This window comes from Arthrobacter sp. PAMC 25486, from assembly GCF_000785535.1.
Lineage (GTDB): Bacteria > Actinomycetota > Actinomycetes > Actinomycetales > Micrococcaceae > Specibacter.
Window position 1 is genome coordinate 4,108,566 of the sequence record NZ_CP007595.1, and the last position, 14,560, is coordinate 4,123,125.

14 protein-coding genes are annotated in these 14,560 nt (G+C 64.5%); 10 read left to right on the forward strand and 4 right to left on the reverse strand.

Annotated features, from left to right (window positions below):
• Positions 1–10 precede the first annotated feature (10 nt).
• The 3 genes from art_RS18580 to ilvA all read left to right on the forward strand — a co-directional run bounded on the left by art_RS18580 (position 11) and on the right by ilvA (position 3,568).
• On the forward strand, positions 11–940 hold the full coding sequence (locus tag art_RS18580; RefSeq protein WP_038467310.1) for an aldose 1-epimerase family protein: 930 nt from the start codon (positions 11–13) through the stop codon (positions 938–940).
• 78 nt (positions 941–1,018) lie between these two features.
• A complete protein-coding gene (locus tag art_RS18585) occupies positions 1,019–2,263 on the forward strand; it encodes an AI-2E family transporter (RefSeq protein WP_052136762.1) in 1,245 nt (414 codons plus the stop codon).
• Positions 2,264–2,329: 66 nt separating this feature from the next.
• Positions 2,330–3,568, forward strand: coding sequence for a threonine ammonia-lyase (gene ilvA, locus art_RS18590; protein ID WP_038467312.1), 1,239 nt, complete (start codon positions 2,330–2,332; stop codon positions 3,566–3,568).
• A gap of 249 nt (positions 3,569–3,817) precedes the next feature.
• Here the strand turns inward: ilvA and greA are convergent, their stop codons facing one another.
• A complete protein-coding gene (gene greA, locus art_RS18595) occupies positions 3,818–4,309 on the reverse strand; it encodes a transcription elongation factor GreA (RefSeq protein ID WP_038470957.1) in 492 nt (163 codons plus the stop codon).
• 191 nt (positions 4,310–4,500) lie between these two features.
• Positions 4,501–4,872 carry a DUF4307 domain-containing protein gene (locus art_RS18600; RefSeq protein WP_157875355.1) on the reverse strand — a complete coding sequence of 124 codons (372 nt, stop codon included), beginning with the start codon at positions 4,870–4,872 and terminating at the stop codon, positions 4,501–4,503.
• 222 nt (positions 4,873–5,094) lie between these two features.
• Here art_RS18600 and mca point away from each other — a divergent pair, with 222 nt between their 5' ends.
• From mca to art_RS18630, 6 genes are all read left to right on the forward strand, one after another.
• A complete protein-coding gene (gene mca / locus art_RS18605) occupies positions 5,095–6,003 on the forward strand; it encodes a mycothiol conjugate amidase Mca (RefSeq protein ID WP_157875356.1) in 909 nt (302 codons plus the stop codon).
• Positions 6,004–6,061: 58 nt separating this feature from the next.
• A complete protein-coding gene (locus art_RS21875; protein WP_082000426.1) occupies positions 6,062–6,454 on the forward strand; it encodes a hypothetical protein in 393 nt (130 codons plus the stop codon).
• A complete protein-coding gene (locus art_RS18615) occupies positions 6,451–8,583 on the forward strand; it encodes a thioredoxin domain-containing protein (protein WP_038467316.1) in 2,133 nt (710 codons plus the stop codon). Before art_RS21875 ends, art_RS18615 begins: the two co-directional genes overlap by 4 nt.
• Before the next feature lie 102 nt (positions 8,584–8,685).
• On the forward strand, positions 8,686–9,753 hold the full coding sequence (locus tag art_RS18620; protein WP_038467318.1) for an efflux RND transporter periplasmic adaptor subunit: 1,068 nt from the start codon (positions 8,686–8,688) through the stop codon (positions 9,751–9,753).
• 2 nt (positions 9,754–9,755) lie between these two features.
• A complete protein-coding gene (locus art_RS18625) occupies positions 9,756–10,553 on the forward strand; it encodes an ABC transporter ATP-binding protein (RefSeq protein ID WP_082000427.1) in 798 nt (265 codons plus the stop codon).
• Positions 10,550–11,761 (forward strand): ABC transporter permease, encoded by a 1,212-nt coding sequence (locus tag art_RS18630; RefSeq protein WP_038467320.1) that lies wholly within the window; start codon positions 10,550–10,552, stop codon positions 11,759–11,761. The genes art_RS18625 and art_RS18630 overlap by 4 nt, the downstream gene beginning before the upstream one ends.
• 214 nt (positions 11,762–11,975) lie before the next feature.
• Here art_RS18630 and art_RS21305 read toward each other — a convergent pair whose 3' ends face one another.
• Together art_RS21305 and art_RS18640 are read right to left on the reverse strand one after the other, a co-directional pair.
• Positions 11,976–12,581 carry a GNAT family N-acetyltransferase gene (locus art_RS21305; protein ID WP_052136763.1) on the reverse strand — a complete coding sequence of 202 codons (606 nt, stop codon included), beginning with the start codon at positions 12,579–12,581 and terminating at the stop codon, positions 11,976–11,978.
• A gap of 388 nt (positions 12,582–12,969) precedes the next feature.
• Positions 12,970–13,611: a hemolysin III family protein gene (locus art_RS18640; RefSeq protein WP_038467322.1), complete on the reverse strand. Its 642-nt coding sequence runs from the start codon at positions 13,609–13,611 to the stop codon at positions 12,970–12,972.
• A 175-nt stretch (positions 13,612–13,786) separates the two neighbouring features.
• On the opposite strand from art_RS18640, the gene art_RS18645 reads away from it, so the two are divergent.
• Positions 13,787–14,548: an isoprenyl transferase gene (locus art_RS18645; protein ID WP_038470968.1), complete on the forward strand. Its 762-nt coding sequence runs from the start codon at positions 13,787–13,789 to the stop codon at positions 14,546–14,548.
• Positions 14,549–14,560 lie beyond the last annotated feature (12 nt).

Sequence of the window (14,560 nt, forward strand, 5' to 3'; positions counted from 1 at the left end):
TGTATTGCCCATGACCACTCCTGACGCCCCCGCGGGGCACTCCGCGGCCACCGGACAACAGTTCACCTTGCAGCGCGGCAGTGCGCACGCGATCGTCACCTCGCTTGCCGCGGGACTGCGCCAGTATGAACGGGACGGTGTTGCGCTGGTTGAGTCCTACCCGGAGGGCCAGGTTGCCCCGGGTGCTGCCGGCATCACCCTCGCCCCGTTCGCCAACCGCGTGGATGGCGGGCTCTGGCACCTTGAGGGCGAACCCCAACAGCTGGACATCACCGAAGTTCCACTCAACAACGCCATCCACGGGCTGTTGCGCAACACCGGCTACCACGTGCTGGAGCAGGGCGAAGCGCGGGTGTTGCTGGAGGCTGTCATCCATCCGCAGCACGGCTACCCCTTCCTCATGCGCCACCAGGTCCGCTACGAGCTGGATACCGAAGGGCACCTGCGCGTGGCCCAGACACTCATCAACGACTCCGCCGCCCGCGCCCCCTTCGTCCTCGGCGCGCACCCCTACTTCACCCTCGGGGACGTGGCGCCGGAAGACCTGCGCATCCAGCTCAACGGCGCCAGCGCCCTGCAAGCCGATGAGCGGATGATCCCCACAGCCACCGTCCCCGTCGACGGCCGCTTTGACCTGCGCGCCGGCAAGCCCGTCCCCGACTCGCTCATGGACACCGCCTTCACTGACCTGTTGATGCACGACGGCGAGGGGCAGCACACGTTGTCGGCACCCGACGGGCGCAGCGTCAGCCTGTGGCACGACGACAGCGTCAGCTATGTCCACGTCTACATCACGGACACGTTCCCGGGCCGTTCCCTGGCGGTCGCCATGGAACCCATGACGGGACCGGCGAATGCCTTCAACTCCGGCGACGGGCTGCGCTGGCTGGAGTCCGGAGCCTCCTTCACCATGAATTGGGGCATCCAAGCCACGTTGTAGGTACACTTTCGGGCCGATCCGCCGCGCGGAAATGGACACCGTTTAACGTATTTTTGCCACATGGGGAATTATTGGTTTATGACGTCCGACCAGCAGCGCCAAGAGCGCAGTATCCTAGACGAATCTTCCGCGGTGCCCAACGGCATGCGTGTGGCAGGAGCGTGGTCGTGGCGGGTGGCCATTGTGCTCCTCGTTGCCGCCATGGTGATCTGGCTTCTGAGCAAGATCACCATACTGCTCATCCCCATCATGATCGCCACCATCCTGGCGACCCTGCTGCGTCCGATAGTCAAGAAACTCAAGCAGTGGGGCGTGCCGCAGGGCCTCAGTGTTGCCATCGCCGAGGTGGGTCTCATTGTCCTGGTGGTGGGTGCCCTGGTCTTGGTGGGCAGGCAGCTGGTGGTTGGCTTCAGCGACCTGAGCCAGCAAGCCGTCAAGGGCCTGATCCAGATCCAGGACTGGCTGACCAGCGGGCCGTTGGGGCTCAGCAACGATCAAATGACCAAGTACCTCGACGAGGCCCTGGCCGCACTGCAGAACAACACCGGCACCATCCTTTCCGGCGCATTGGGTGTGGGCACCGGCCTCGGCCATTTCACGGTGGGGCTGCTGCTGACCCTGTTCATCCTGCTGTTCTTCCTCCTCGAAGGCCAGGATATCTGGGCTTTCCTGGTCAAGTTCTTCCCGCGCCGCGCCCGTCCCGCCGTCGACGGTGCCGCCCGCAAGGGTTGGACGTCCCTGGGCAACTACGCACGCGTCCAGATTCTCGTTGCCGCCGTTGATGCCGTGGGTATCGGTGTTGGTGCGGCCATCATCCAGGTGCCGCTGGCGCTTCCCCTCGGCGTCCTGGTCTTTGTGGGCTCGTTCATTCCCGTGGTGGGTGCCCTGGTCACCGGCGCCGTGGCCGTGCTGCTGGCACTCGTGGCCAACGGCTGGGTCAACGCACTGGTCATGCTCGGCATCGTGCTGCTGGTCCAGCAGCTTGAAAGCCACGCCCTGCAGCCCTTCATCATGGGCCGGGCGGTCTCCCTCCACCCCGTCGCCGTGATCCTGGCCGTGGCCGCCGGCTCCGGCATTGCCGGCATCCTCGGTGCCCTGTTCGCCGTCCCCATGCTCGCCGTGGCCAACTCCTTCATCCGTTATGTCGCCTCCCGCGGCTGGGAAAATGATCCGGAGCTGCCGGATATCTACGGCCTGCCACAGGTGGTGCCCGACGGCGGTGCTGCCGCCACCGACGCTGCCGTCGCCGGCCCGGGTGCCACCCAAGCCGGCGGGGATGCCCAGCCGGGTTCCGGCGTCGAACATCAACAGCCAGGCAACTAAATTCTGCCGCCACCATTGGGCGGACAGCGCCCAGACCCACGTTTGATAGAGAAAGAGAAAAGTACCGTGAACGCAACCAGCGATCTCCCCGTAACCCTTGCCGACATTGAAAAGGCCAGGGAGCTGTTGGAGGAGATTATTGCGGTTACCCCGATTGAGAGTTCACGGGCGTTGGGGCGCATGACCGGCTCGGACGTGTTTTTCAAGTGCGAGAACCTGCAGCGCGCGGGCTCGTTCAAGGTGCGCGGCGCCTATGTGAGGATGGCCAGGCTGTCCCCGGAGGAGCGCGCACGCGGCGTGGTGGCGGCCTCGGCAGGCAACCATGCCCAAGGTGTGGCCGTTGCGGCCAAGGCGCTGGGCATCAAGGCGCGGATCTACATGCCCGTGGGTGTGGCCCTGCCCAAGCTTGCTGCCACGCGCGGGCACGGCGCCGAGGTGGTGCTGCACGGCTACAACGTGGACGAGTCGCTGGCCGAGGCGGAGCGCTATGCCAACGAAACCGGCGCCGTATTTGTGCACCCGTTCAACAATGTCGACGTTGTTGCCGGGCAGGGCACCATTGGCCTGGAAATCCTGGACCAGGTGCCCAACGTAGACACCATCATCATGGGTGTTGGTGGTGGCGGGCTGTTGGCCGGTGTTGCGGTGGCCGTGAAGGCGCGTGCCAAGGAGCTTGGCCGCGAAATTCGGGTCATTGGCGTGCAGGCCGAAAACGCCGCAGCCTACCCGCCCTCACTGGCTGCCGACGCCTTGGTGCCGCTGAAAAAGGTATCGACCATGGCCGACGGCATTGCCGTGGGCCGTCCCGGACAGTTGCCGTTCTCCATCATCCGCGAACTCGTGGACGATGTCATCACGGTCAGCGAAGACTCCTTGGCCCGCGCCTTGATTTTCCTGCTCGAGCGTTCCAAAATGGTGGTGGAGCCGGCCGGTGCCGTGGGTGTTGCCGCGCTCATGGAAGGCAAGATTGAAAACCCGGGCACCACTGCGGTCATCCTCTCGGGCGGCAACATTGATCCCATGCTGATGCTCAAGGTCATCCAGCGAGGCCTGGCAGCGGCCGGGCGTTTCATGACCGTGCGCATCATGCTCAACGACCGTCCCGGCTCGCTCGCCACCATTTCCCGGATCATTGCCGAGAACGATGCCAACGTCACCGGTGTGGACCACACGCGTGTGGGCGGTTCCATCTCCATGGGCGACGTCTCGATCACCGTGAACCTGGAAACCAAGGGCCATGAGCACTGCGAACTGGTACTGACGGCGCTGCGGGCCGAAGGCTTCCAGCCGATCGTGGTCCACTAGTCCCCAGCCACCGGGGCCCTCGGAGCTGCGGGCCCACCCAGCGGCTCCCACTGCGTGGTGCACCACCAACGAAGGCGGAGGTGCGCTGGAAGGCGCGCCCCGCCGTCGAACTTAAACAACTAACCCGCAGAAAACGGCGAAAATCACGTCAAAACCGTGTATTTTCGCCGTTTTCTGCGGGTCAGCTCCCCACACCCTGCCACTGCCCACAAGCTCGCAGCGGGCCTCGGATGTGTGGGCCCTGCTTAGTTAGCCTTGGTAGGGCTTGGCGGAGATGATCTCCACGGCGATGTCGCGGCCGTTCGGGGCCAGGTAGCTGAGCTTGTCGCCAACCTTGCGTCCCATGATGGCTTCGCCGAGTGCGGAGCGTTCGCTGTATACTTCCAGCTCGCCTGCGCCAACTTCGCGGCTGCCGAGCAGGAAGGTGGTTTTGTCGCCCGCGATCGTGGCAACAATGACCATGCCCTGCTCCACAACGCCATCGTCGGCAGGCGCCTCGCCCACGCGGGCGCTGCGCAGCATTTCGCTGAGCTGACGGATGCGGGCCTCGATCTTGCCCTGCTCATCCTTGGCTGCGTGGTAGCCGCCGTTCTCCTTAAGGTCGCCTTCTTGGCGGGCCTGTTCGATCTTGCTGACAATGTCGGCACGGCCGGGACCGGAAAGCTGGGTCAGCTCGACCTGCAGGCGGTCAAAGGCTTCCTGCGTCAGCCATGCAGAAGGCGCACTGTTAGTGGTAGGCACGTAGTTCTCCTTGAATGTACAAAAGCAAAGGCCCCGCAGCAGGCGGTCCAATGAATGATCCAGACGGTGCACTTGCATAAAGTACACAATCCACATGCTGAAAATTCAAAGACTGACCAAGCGGGGCAGATGGTAATAGGCTCTAGTTTAGTCAATAAGGCGGATAAACCCAAGAATGGACACGTTGAGTGTTACGCGGGGTTCACGATCCAGCAATTTTCAACCACGCCCGTCACGGCCAGGGCGTCCGTTCGGAGTTCGCCACGGACGGTGGTGGTGCGACCATTTTCGGAGCCCGCATCCTCGCCGTTGGGGCCTATGGTGATGACGTTCCAACCCACCACGGCGTAGCTGTCGTTCATGGCCTTCAGGGCGCATTTGGCGGTGGCGTCGGGGGACTTGGTGACGGCCAGGTCCACGGTTGTCATGGTGCCGTCCACCACGTTGTAGCTCAGCAGTTTCTGGCTGACACCCGTGTTCCCACCCATCACCGACCACAGCACCCAGGACACTGACAACACCGCGGCAACGAGCAGCAGAATTTTTTGCGTTCTTTTGGACACGCTCCGCTTGGGTGTGCCGTATCGATTGGCTAGGCTGGGAGCTGCTGGAGAATCAGAAGTTGTCACTGCATCCACTTGTATCTGTTCCGCGGACATCCGCGGTCTGGCCGCCCCAGTGAACGAGGCGCTGGACTAGTGACAAGTTTAGCCTTGATTGGGCCCCTGTTTTTCCTCCGCAGTTTCCTTGACAGCCAGCTTCACCAGAATCGAAGGTACCCTGACGTGAACATCAACGAGCACTCGGAAGCGCAGCCGTTGCGTCTTTTGGCGGTTCATGCCCACCCGGACGATGAGGCAAGCAAGGGTGCTGCCATGATGGCCTCCTACGTTGCCTCCGGCGTTGAGGTGATGGTTGCCACCTGCACCGGCGGCGAACGCGGGGACATCCAGAACCCGGCCCTCATCGGGGACCCGCATTCCGCCCGTGACATGGGCGGTGCACGACGGCTGGAAATGGCCAAGGCGGCCAAGATTCTGGGCATCAAGCACCAATGGCTCGGATTCACCGACTCGGGCCTGCCCGAAGGCGACCCCCTCCCGGCCCTGCCGGCCAACTGCTTCGCCGCCAAGCCCCTGGACGTGGCCGCCGCACCGCTGGTCCGCCTGGTCCGGCGCTTCCGGCCGCACGTGATCGTCTCTTATGACGAAAACGGCGGCTACCCGCATCCCGACCACATCATGTCGCACAAGGTTTCCGTCGAGGCCTTCAACGCGGCCGGCGACCCGGAGCAGTACCCCGGCACCGGCGAGGCATGGGAGCCGTCCAAGTTGTACTACGATCTGGCGTTCAACCCGCAGCGTTTCCGGGCCCTGCACTACGCCCTGCAGGATGCCGGCCTGGCCTCGCCCTACGCGGAACGCCTGGCCGCCTGGCTCGAGGCTGACCCGGAGGGACACACCCCGCCCACGAGCAAGCACCCCACCACCACACAGATTGACTGCGGGGACTACTTTGAGACCCGCGACGACGCCCTGCGCGCGCATGCCACCCAGGTTGATCCCAACGGCTTCTTCTTCGCCGTGAGCCCGGCCATGCAACGGAAAGTGTGGCCGTGGGAGGACTATTCGCTGATTGAATCCCGGGTGCCCACCACCGGACCCGAGAACGACCTGTTCGCTGGCCTACGATAGATAGTGGACGTTTTCCCGCAAGCACCGAGCTGCGGGGGATGAAAACGAAAGACGAATTGTGCTCAAACTGATTTTGCTGGCCGCCACCGACCCCGCCATTCCTACCCAGCCTGGCCTGCGCCCCGGCCTGACCGAGGACCAGATCACGCCCGGCCTGCTGGGCTTTGTCGTGACCTTCGGCATTGTGCTGGTCATGGTTTTCCTCATCCGTGACATGGTCAAGCGCATCCGCCGCGTCCGCTACCGGGCCCAGATTGAGGAGGGCCAGGCCGGCGGTTCACATGGCCCCAATGCCGAGCACATGGGCATTCCCATGATGAGCGAGCAAGCCATGAGGGAAGCCAGCTACCTGCACGACGCCGGTCCCCAGACTACCGCTGACCCGACAGCCACCGCTGTGGACACGGAGTCGGACGGCTCCGCGCAGGGTCCCAAGCAGCCCAGGGCATGAACAGGCTGGCGGGTGAGCCCAGTGCCTACCTCCGCCAGCATGCAACAAACCCTGTCGATTGGCAGCCCTATGACGGGGCGGCCTTTGCCGACGCCATGGCACGCGATGTTCCCATTTTTCTTTCCGTGGGCTACGCTGCGTGCCATTGGTGTCATGTCATGGCGGGGGAGTCCTTCCAGGATCCCGCCATTGCCGCATACCTGAACGAGCACTTTGTCTCCATCAAGGTGGACCGTGAGGAACGCCCCGACGTGGACGACGCCTACATGGCGGCCACCCAGGCCCTGAGCGGCGAGGGCGGCTGGCCCATGACCGTTTTCCTGACACCCGACGGGAACGCGTTTTACGCCGGCACATATTTTCCGCCCCGCCCCGGCACCGGCCGCCCCTCATTCCGGCAGGTGCTTGAGGCTGTCACCGAGGCCTGGCGTGAGCGACGGGATCAGGTGCTCCAAACAGCCGCTTCCCTCGCCGAGACGCTGGCACAGCCGCTGTGGCAGGTGCGCACAACGGCGGCCCAAACAGTGCAGGCACCATCCGCCGTCGAACTTCAGGCAGGGCCGGAAAACAGCTGGACGGAGGCGGCCCGGCTGGCTGTTGCCGCCATGCTGCGGGCCGAGGATCCCGTGCATGGCGGGTTGGGGCAGGCTCCGAAGTTTCCGCCCACGCCCGGGCTCGAGTTCCTGCTGCGGCACGCCGCCGCCGTCCCGTCGTCAGAGGCGCGCGGTTTGGCCGGCCGGACGCTGGGCGCCATGGTGCGATCGGCCCTGTTTGACCGGTTGGGTGGCGGATTTGCCCGCTACTCGGTCACGGCGGACTGGTCCGAGCCGCACTACGAGAAAATGCTGTATGACAACGCCGGGCTGTTGCGCGTGCTGGTGCACTGGATCCGGCTGGCCGGTGAGACCTCCCAGGACATGCCCGACGGCGGCACCTCCACCGGCGGTCCCGCGCCGCTGGGTGCCGCCGAGGCAGCGGACGCCGTGGCTGCGACCATCGGCTGGCTCATGGCGGAGATGCGGTTGCCGGGCGGGGCGTTTGCGTCGTCGCTGGATGCCGACACCGTCATTGACGGCGTGCACCATGAGGGTGCCAGCTACCAGTGGACGGTTGCCGAGCTGGAAGCCGCTGACCGGGAACTCGCGGCCCAGGTGGCCGGATTCATGGGGATCGGTGCGGGGCAGGCCAGTCCGTTGCATCCGGGCCGGGAACTTTCCGCGGCAGAACAAGCCCAGTGGGCGCGCATCAAGCCGGCCCTGCTGGCCATGCGGGCCCGCAGAATCATGCCCGCCCGGGACGAGAAGGTCGTGGCGGCCTGGAACGCCATGCTCATGGCCGCGCTTGCCGAAGCCGCCATGGTGCGCCAGGAGCCGGAGTGGCTGGCGGCCGCCGTCGAACTGGGTGAGTATTTGCGGTCGGTGCATTGGGACGGGCAGCTGCTGCACCGGGTGTCCCACGCCGGGCAGACACGCGGCATCAAGGGCCTGCTGGAGGATTATGCTGCCAGTGCCAACGGCTATTTGAGTCTGTATGCGGCCACGGGGGATGCCCGCTGGTTTGAGTTTGCCGGGGAACTTGTCCGGGCCATCGAGCAGGAGTTCATCGCCGACGGCGTGGTCCTGAACCGGGGAGTCACGGATGGTTCGGACGGGGCCGTGCCTGGTTCGCGCACCGCCGATCCTTTCGACAATGCAACGGCAAGCGGGGTGGCCATGCTGGCGGAGGCCTTCATCTCGTGGTCGGCCTACACGGGTTCCGGGCGGCACCGGGCCATGGCGGCGGCCATGCTGGCGAGTGTTCCGGAGCTTGCCCGGCGGGCGCCGCGCTCGGCCGGCGGGCTGCTCGGTGCTGCGCTGGCACTGGCTGCAGGTCCCCTGGAGATTGCCATTGTTGGGCCAGCTGGTGCGGAGCGGGACGTCCTGGTGCGTCAGGCGTGGGCCGCGTCGAAACCCGGCCTGGTTGTGGCGGTGTGGGACGGGCTCGGCGCTGCGCCCGTGACGCTGCTTGAAGGACGGTTGCTGGCCGAACGTTTCGAGGCCGGAACGGAGCCGTTGGCCTACGTCTGCCGGAACATGGTGTGCGCCCGCCCCGTGGCGACCGTGACGGAGTTGCGGCAATTGTTGCGCTAATTGTGTTGCTGCTTACCCTCCGCGACGGTGTTTATCGACTAGATTGATCAGATGCACTTCTCCGTCCGGGGACTTGTGGGGAAAATCCGGAAGGAATCAAGCATGCGAGTTTTGCGCCGAATTGTTTTTCCAATTTTGTGGTTGTTGCTCTTCAGCATCATCGCCGCAGCACTGGTCAAACTGGCCTTCTTTGACGGGCTGAAAGACCAGGGCGAACATATGGTTCCCGGAGCCAGCATCCAGGTGCCCGTCATTGAAACCGCCCGCGGCACCGTGACGAACACGGTGGAGCTGACCGGGGCCGTACAGAGCGACGCCGCCGTGCCGGTCCGGTCGACGGCAGCCGGGAAAGTAGTGTACTTCTTCGTGGAAGAGGGCGCCCAGGTTGCCTCCGGTGACAGGCTGTTCCAGGTCCGCGCCGAAGTTGCCCCTGAACCCACGGCCTTTGTGCCGGAGCCTGACTCCGAAGACGGCAAGGATGCACCGACCGCGCAGTCCGCACCCCCTGCCCCGGTCTACAGCTACACCGATGTACTCGCCCCGGCCGCCGGCACACTCGGCACCTTGACGGTGCTGCTGGATCAGGAAGTCAGCGTCGGCGAGAACGCCGGAACCGTCGCCCCGGGCAGCTTTTCCATCACGGGATCCCTGACCACGGCGCAGCAGTTCCGCCTGCTGGGCAAGCCCGCCACGGCCACGGGAACCGTCACGAACGGCCCGGCACCGTTCGCCTGCCAAAACGTACAGCTCAGCAACAAGGAAACAACCGCCGACAGCGGGCGGAATTCCGATCCCGGCATGGGCGCCGTGGCTCCGGTGGCGCAGGGCGAAGGATCCGGCCAGGTCAGCTGCGCCGTGCCAGCGGATGTAACCGTCTTTCCAGGACTCGGTGCCACGATCACACTGGTCGCGGGGGAGTCGCAGAATGTGCTGACCCTGCCGCTGACGGCCGTGAAGGGCAGCGTCCAGAACGGCCTCGTGTGGATCCCCGCGGCCGATGGCAGCGGAACGTCCGAGGAACGCAAGGTGGTCCTTGGCCTGAACGACGGCGAGCAGGTTGAGATTGTCGAGGGCCTGGCCGAAGGTGAACCGGTGCTCGAATTCGTCCCTGGCGTGGATGCCGTGCTGCCTGACGGGCAGATGGCCGGCTTCGGCATGATGGGCGGATAGCCATGACTGGCATATTTCCTGAAGACAGGGAGGGCGCGGCAGCCGCACAGCGGACCCACGACTCCGACGGCGCAAACCCACCCCTGGTTGACCTGAACAACGTCACCCGGACAGTTCTCCTGCCCGATGATGAGGAACTGCACATCCTGCGCGGCATCGACCTGCAGATCCGGGTGGGCGACCACACAGCAATCGTGGGCCGCTCCGGCTGCGGCAAGTCAACGCTGTTGAACATCCTGGGCCTGCTGGATTCCCCCAGCACCGGAACCATGCACTTTGAGGGAACACCCGTGACGAAGCTGCGTAACAACGCGCGCGCCAAGCTGCGCGGGGCCAGCATCGGCTTCGTGTTCCAGCAATTCAACCTCCTCCCGGGCCGCACCGCCCTGGAAAACGTCATGACACCGCTCATGTACGGCAGCGGGAAGGAGTTTTGGCGCCGCAACACGATCGCCATGGACATGCTTGACCGGGTGGGACTTGCCGCCCGCGCCGCCACGCAGCCGCACATGCTCTCCGGCGGCGAGCAGCAGCGCGTGGCCATTGCCCGCGCCCTCGTGCGGCGGCCGCGGCTGATCCTCGCCGATGAGCCCACCGGTGCCCTGGACGTGGAAACCGGGCAGGCCGTCATGGACCTGCTGGACACCATTGCCACTGAATCCGGCGCGGCCCTGGTGACCATCACGCACGACCACAATGTTGCAGCGCGTGCCCGCACCCGCTACCGGCTGGACGCGGGTGTGCTCACGGCCACCGACGGCGCCCTGGCCGATCCGATGCTGGCGGGGGTGGGCGCATGACGGCGTTCATCTCCACCATGGTGGAGGCGTGGTCAGAGCTGCGCATCCACAAGACCCGTGTGCTGCTGGCCCTCGTGGGCGTCGCCCTTTCGGTGGCCGTCCTGACCACGGTGGTGGGCGTGGGGAATCTTGCCCGGGAAGGCATGCGCCTGGACTCCGAGCGCAACGGCGGACGCGAGGCCACCCTGTCCGTGTCCATCTACCCCGGCGGCGACGGCAGTCAGGCCGTGGACCAGGCCGAGACCTCCAAAATCCTCGACGCCACCATCGAACGGTTTGGCTTCACCCACGCCTCTCAGTACAAACAGGCGCAGGGGCGCTTCCAGTTCCCCGACGGAGTTCAGACCGTTGAGTTGGCGGTGGTGGACCCGTCCTACGGTGACATCACCCGGGTCGACGTCTCCCAAGGCGGCTGGTTTGCAGCGGACGACGCCGACCGGCTGGCTCCCGCCGTCGTCGTCAATGAAGCATTTTATGCGGCCGCGGGACGGCCCGACCTCACCACCAACCCGCAGCTCACCGTTTTGGGTGCCAACAGGACCACCGCGGTCATGATCGGGGTTATGCCCAACCGGTACCCCGAAGAGATGGCGCGGGCGTACATGCTGACCGAGTCGGCGGCAGCCGTCGGCATCAGCGACGATCCTTGGGGTGGCGGCATGGGCCAAGAACTGCGGATTTGGGTTCCCGCCGGGACCGCGGATGAGCTGATGCAGGTGCTCAATACCGACCTTGCCCAACAGCTGCCCGAATCGTCCGTCAGTGTTTACCGCAGCGACTACGCGGCCTACGGCGACCCGTTCGCCATGATCCAGCTAATGGTGGGCGGCATTGCGGCCCTGATCCTGCTGCTGGGTGCGGTGGGGCTGTTGAACATCTCCATGGTCACGGTGAAGTACAGGGTGCGTGAGATCGGCATCAGACGCAGTTTTGGTGCCACCTCGGGACGCATCTTCACCGGCGTCATGATGGAGTCCGTCGTCGCCACCACGGTTGCGGGTGCGCTCGGCGTCATGCTGGCCGTGGCCGTCGTGAAGAACCCCTGGGTGGAATCCAAGGTGGCGCCGGGGCTGGACATCTACCCGGCATTCCCTGTGGAGGCCGCGCTGCTCGGCCTCGGCGCGGCCGTGCTGGTGGGTGCCCTCGCGGGCGCCATTCCGGCGCTCGTGGCCATCCGTGTCAAGGTCATCGACGCCATCCGCTTCTAGCCCCTGCGTCAAACTCCGCGTTCAAACCCCAACCTTCAAACGCTCCTGCAGATAACGGCGTGTTTTTCAAGACGCTCCTGCAGATAACGGGGTATTTTTCAGGACGCTCCTGCAGATAACGGGGTATTTTGGCGGACGCTCCTGCAGATCCCGGTGCGTTTTGGCGGACGCCACCAGGCGTGTGACAGCGCCTGGTGGCGAGCTATCGCTGCTGTCAGGGCGTTCGGTGGTTTCCTCTGCGGGCCGGCCAAGGCAACGGCGATCCCAATACGCGCACGGTGGTTGAGCCGTCACGTGGTTCCACCGTGCCGAGTTCTTGGAAGTCCCACTTGCGGTACATTGCGTAAGCTGCGTCGGCTTGGCCGTAGACGCCCAAGACCGCGTGCGTTTCAGGGCGGTCGGCCAGCAGCCTGCGCATGCATTCCTTGGCGATGCCTCGGCCGCGATGCTCCGCCGACACAGCAAGTTCTTGAATGACCACCAGATTTTCCGGCGGAGTGGACATGGCTCGGACGTCACGGCCGGGCCCAGTTGTTTCCCACAGAATCTTTTGCCATGGCTGGTCGTCAACAATTCCATGGGACAGGGCGATACCCGCCACCACTCCGGCCATGTAGGCAACCACAAGCCTTCCGCCCCGCTGCGCCAGTTGTTCAGGGCCCCAACTGGCAATGGTGTCCAGCTCGGCCGGATCCTCTAAGTAGGGGGCAGCAGAGAACGCAGCAGTGAAAACAGTTCTCACATCAGCCCAAACTTCGGACGGCGCAGCGCCCTCGTAGATTTTGAATTGAGGTGCTGCGGGAGGAGTGGTTTGGGGCATCTGATGAGACCACGGCGGCTGTGCCGCCTGCCCAAGTGTTACGTGAACGTTGGGCTTCTGTTGTGTTCCTCTGCCCACCAAAGCTCTCTGGAGCCGCAGCTTGCAGGCCTAAAATAGCTGCACCGTAAGGCTCCAGGCAGCGCTCGATGAAGACACCCGGAGCGGGACAGTCTCAGGGCCCGAGTCGCCGCAACTGATTTGCACCGGCGCACGGTTTGGCCTCAACCGTGCGCCGCTCCATGAGTGGCGCACGGTTGACAGCAACCCGTCCGCAGGCCCAAAGTTTGGACAGCCAGACAGCCAGACAGCCAGACAGCCAGACAGCCAGACAGCTGGACAGCCAGGCAGCCAGACAGCCAGCGGTCCAGCCCAATAGTTAGCCAGTCAGTCAGCCGAAGACGACGAGCACGATCGCCAGGAAGTGCGTGGCGAAGGCGGCCACGGTCAGTGCATGGAACATCTCGTGGAAGCCAAAGTGGCGGTGGCTGAAGTTGGGCTTCTTGATTCCGTAGATGACGGCTCCGGCAATGTACAAGGCGCCGCCCAGACAGATCAGGACGGTGGGGAGAGCGCCGGCCGCCCAGAACTGCGGCAGGAAGAACAACGCCGTGATGCCCAACAGGACGTAGATCGGCACGTACAGCCAGCGTGGGGCGCCCACCCACACCACGCGGAAGATGACCCCGGCGATGGCGCCGGACCAGATCATCCACAGCAGCAAGGTAGCCGTGGGCCGGGGAAGCATCAGGTAGGAGAGCGGCGTGTAAGAGCCGGCAATGACCATCATGATGTTGCTGTGGTCCAGGCGCTTGAGCGTGGCCTTGGCAGTGGGTGACCAGTTCCCACGGTGATAAAGCGCACTTGTGCCAAAAAGCAAGACACCGGTAATGGCGTAGATGGCGCAGCTGACTTTGGCACCCGTACTGGGGGCAAATGCCACCAGGAGGGTGCCCGCAATGAGCACCAGGGGTGCTGTGCCTGCGTGCAGCCAGCCGCGCCATGTCGGCTTGAGTTCAAGGGGGCTGGTCATGGTGAAAGCCTAGCGCAACCGTAAATAAGTTACTTTCAGGTAGCAAGGTGCCGGGATCAGCCTGATAAGAATTCCCTGCCCGTGCGGGTACTCTTGAGCTAGCAACATTCGTACGGCCGCAGGGCCATTATTCGCAAAGGTCCGGTGCACTTATATGCGGTTGTCCACCGCCTCCGTGCGGATGCCAAAGCTGTTGTACAACTTCTATGAACGCCGCCTGGCCAGATCCCTTGACCTGTCCAGCGTCCCCGCCCACATCGGGGTCATGGTTGACGGCAACCGACGCTGGGCCAAACAGTTCAACGCCCCCACAAGCCAGGGACACCAGGCCGGGGCCGACAAAATCTTGGAGTTTCTGGGCTGGTGCCAGGACTTGGGCATCAAGGTTGTCACGTTGTACATGCTCTCCACCGACAACATGAGCCGCTCGGCCGAAGAACTTGACGAGCTCATGGGCATCATCGCCAACACCCTTGATTTGCTCGACGCCGACACAGACATCAGCGTCCACGCCATGGGCGCCCCGGAGCTGCTCCCGGACTATCTGGCTGCACGGCTGTCATCGCTGACAGCCCGCGTCCCGGCCAAGGAGCGCATCCACGTCAACATGGCGATCGGCTATGGCGGCCGGCGTGAAATTGTCGACGCCGTCCGCGAACTCCTGCATGACGCGGACTCCGCGGGGCGCACCATGGCAGACGTTGCCGACAGCCTTACCGTCGATGACATCTCCAAGTTCCTGTACACGCGCGGCCAGCCAGATCCGGACCTGGTAATCCGCACCTCCGGGGAACAGCGCCTCTCGGGATTCTTGATGTGGCAAAGCGCCTACAGTGAGTTTTACTTTTGTGAGGCCCTCTGGCCGGCCTTCCGAAAAATCGACTTCCTCCGGGCCCTGCGCGACTACGCCGGGCGCAGCCGCCGCTTCGGTAGCTAGGCCCACGCCGCA

Bases quoted from the DNA above. Each gene is read 5' to 3' on its own strand.
- art_RS18580 (WP_038467310.1), top strand. From the start codon at position 11: ATGACCACTCCTGACGCCCCCGCGGGGCACTCCGCGGCCACCGGACAA.
- art_RS18620 (WP_038467318.1), top strand. From the start codon at position 8,686: ATGCGAGTTTTGCGCCGAATTGTTTTTCCAATTTTGTGGTTGTTGCTC.
- art_RS18640 (WP_038467322.1), bottom strand. From the start codon at position 13,611: ATGACCAGCCCCCTTGAACTCAAGCCGACATGGCGCGGCTGGCTGCAC.
- art_RS18585 (WP_052136762.1), top strand. From the start codon at position 1,019: ATGACGTCCGACCAGCAGCGCCAAGAGCGCAGTATCCTAGACGAATCT.
- art_RS18615 (WP_038467316.1), top strand. From the start codon at position 6,451: ATGAACAGGCTGGCGGGTGAGCCCAGTGCCTACCTCCGCCAGCATGCA.
- art_RS21305 (WP_052136763.1), bottom strand. From the start codon at position 12,581: ATGCCCCAAACCACTCCTCCCGCAGCACCTCAATTCAAAATCTACGAG.
- art_RS18625 (WP_082000427.1), top strand. From the start codon at position 9,756: ATGACTGGCATATTTCCTGAAGACAGGGAGGGCGCGGCAGCCGCACAG.
- art_RS18630 (WP_038467320.1), top strand. From the start codon at position 10,550: ATGACGGCGTTCATCTCCACCATGGTGGAGGCGTGGTCAGAGCTGCGC.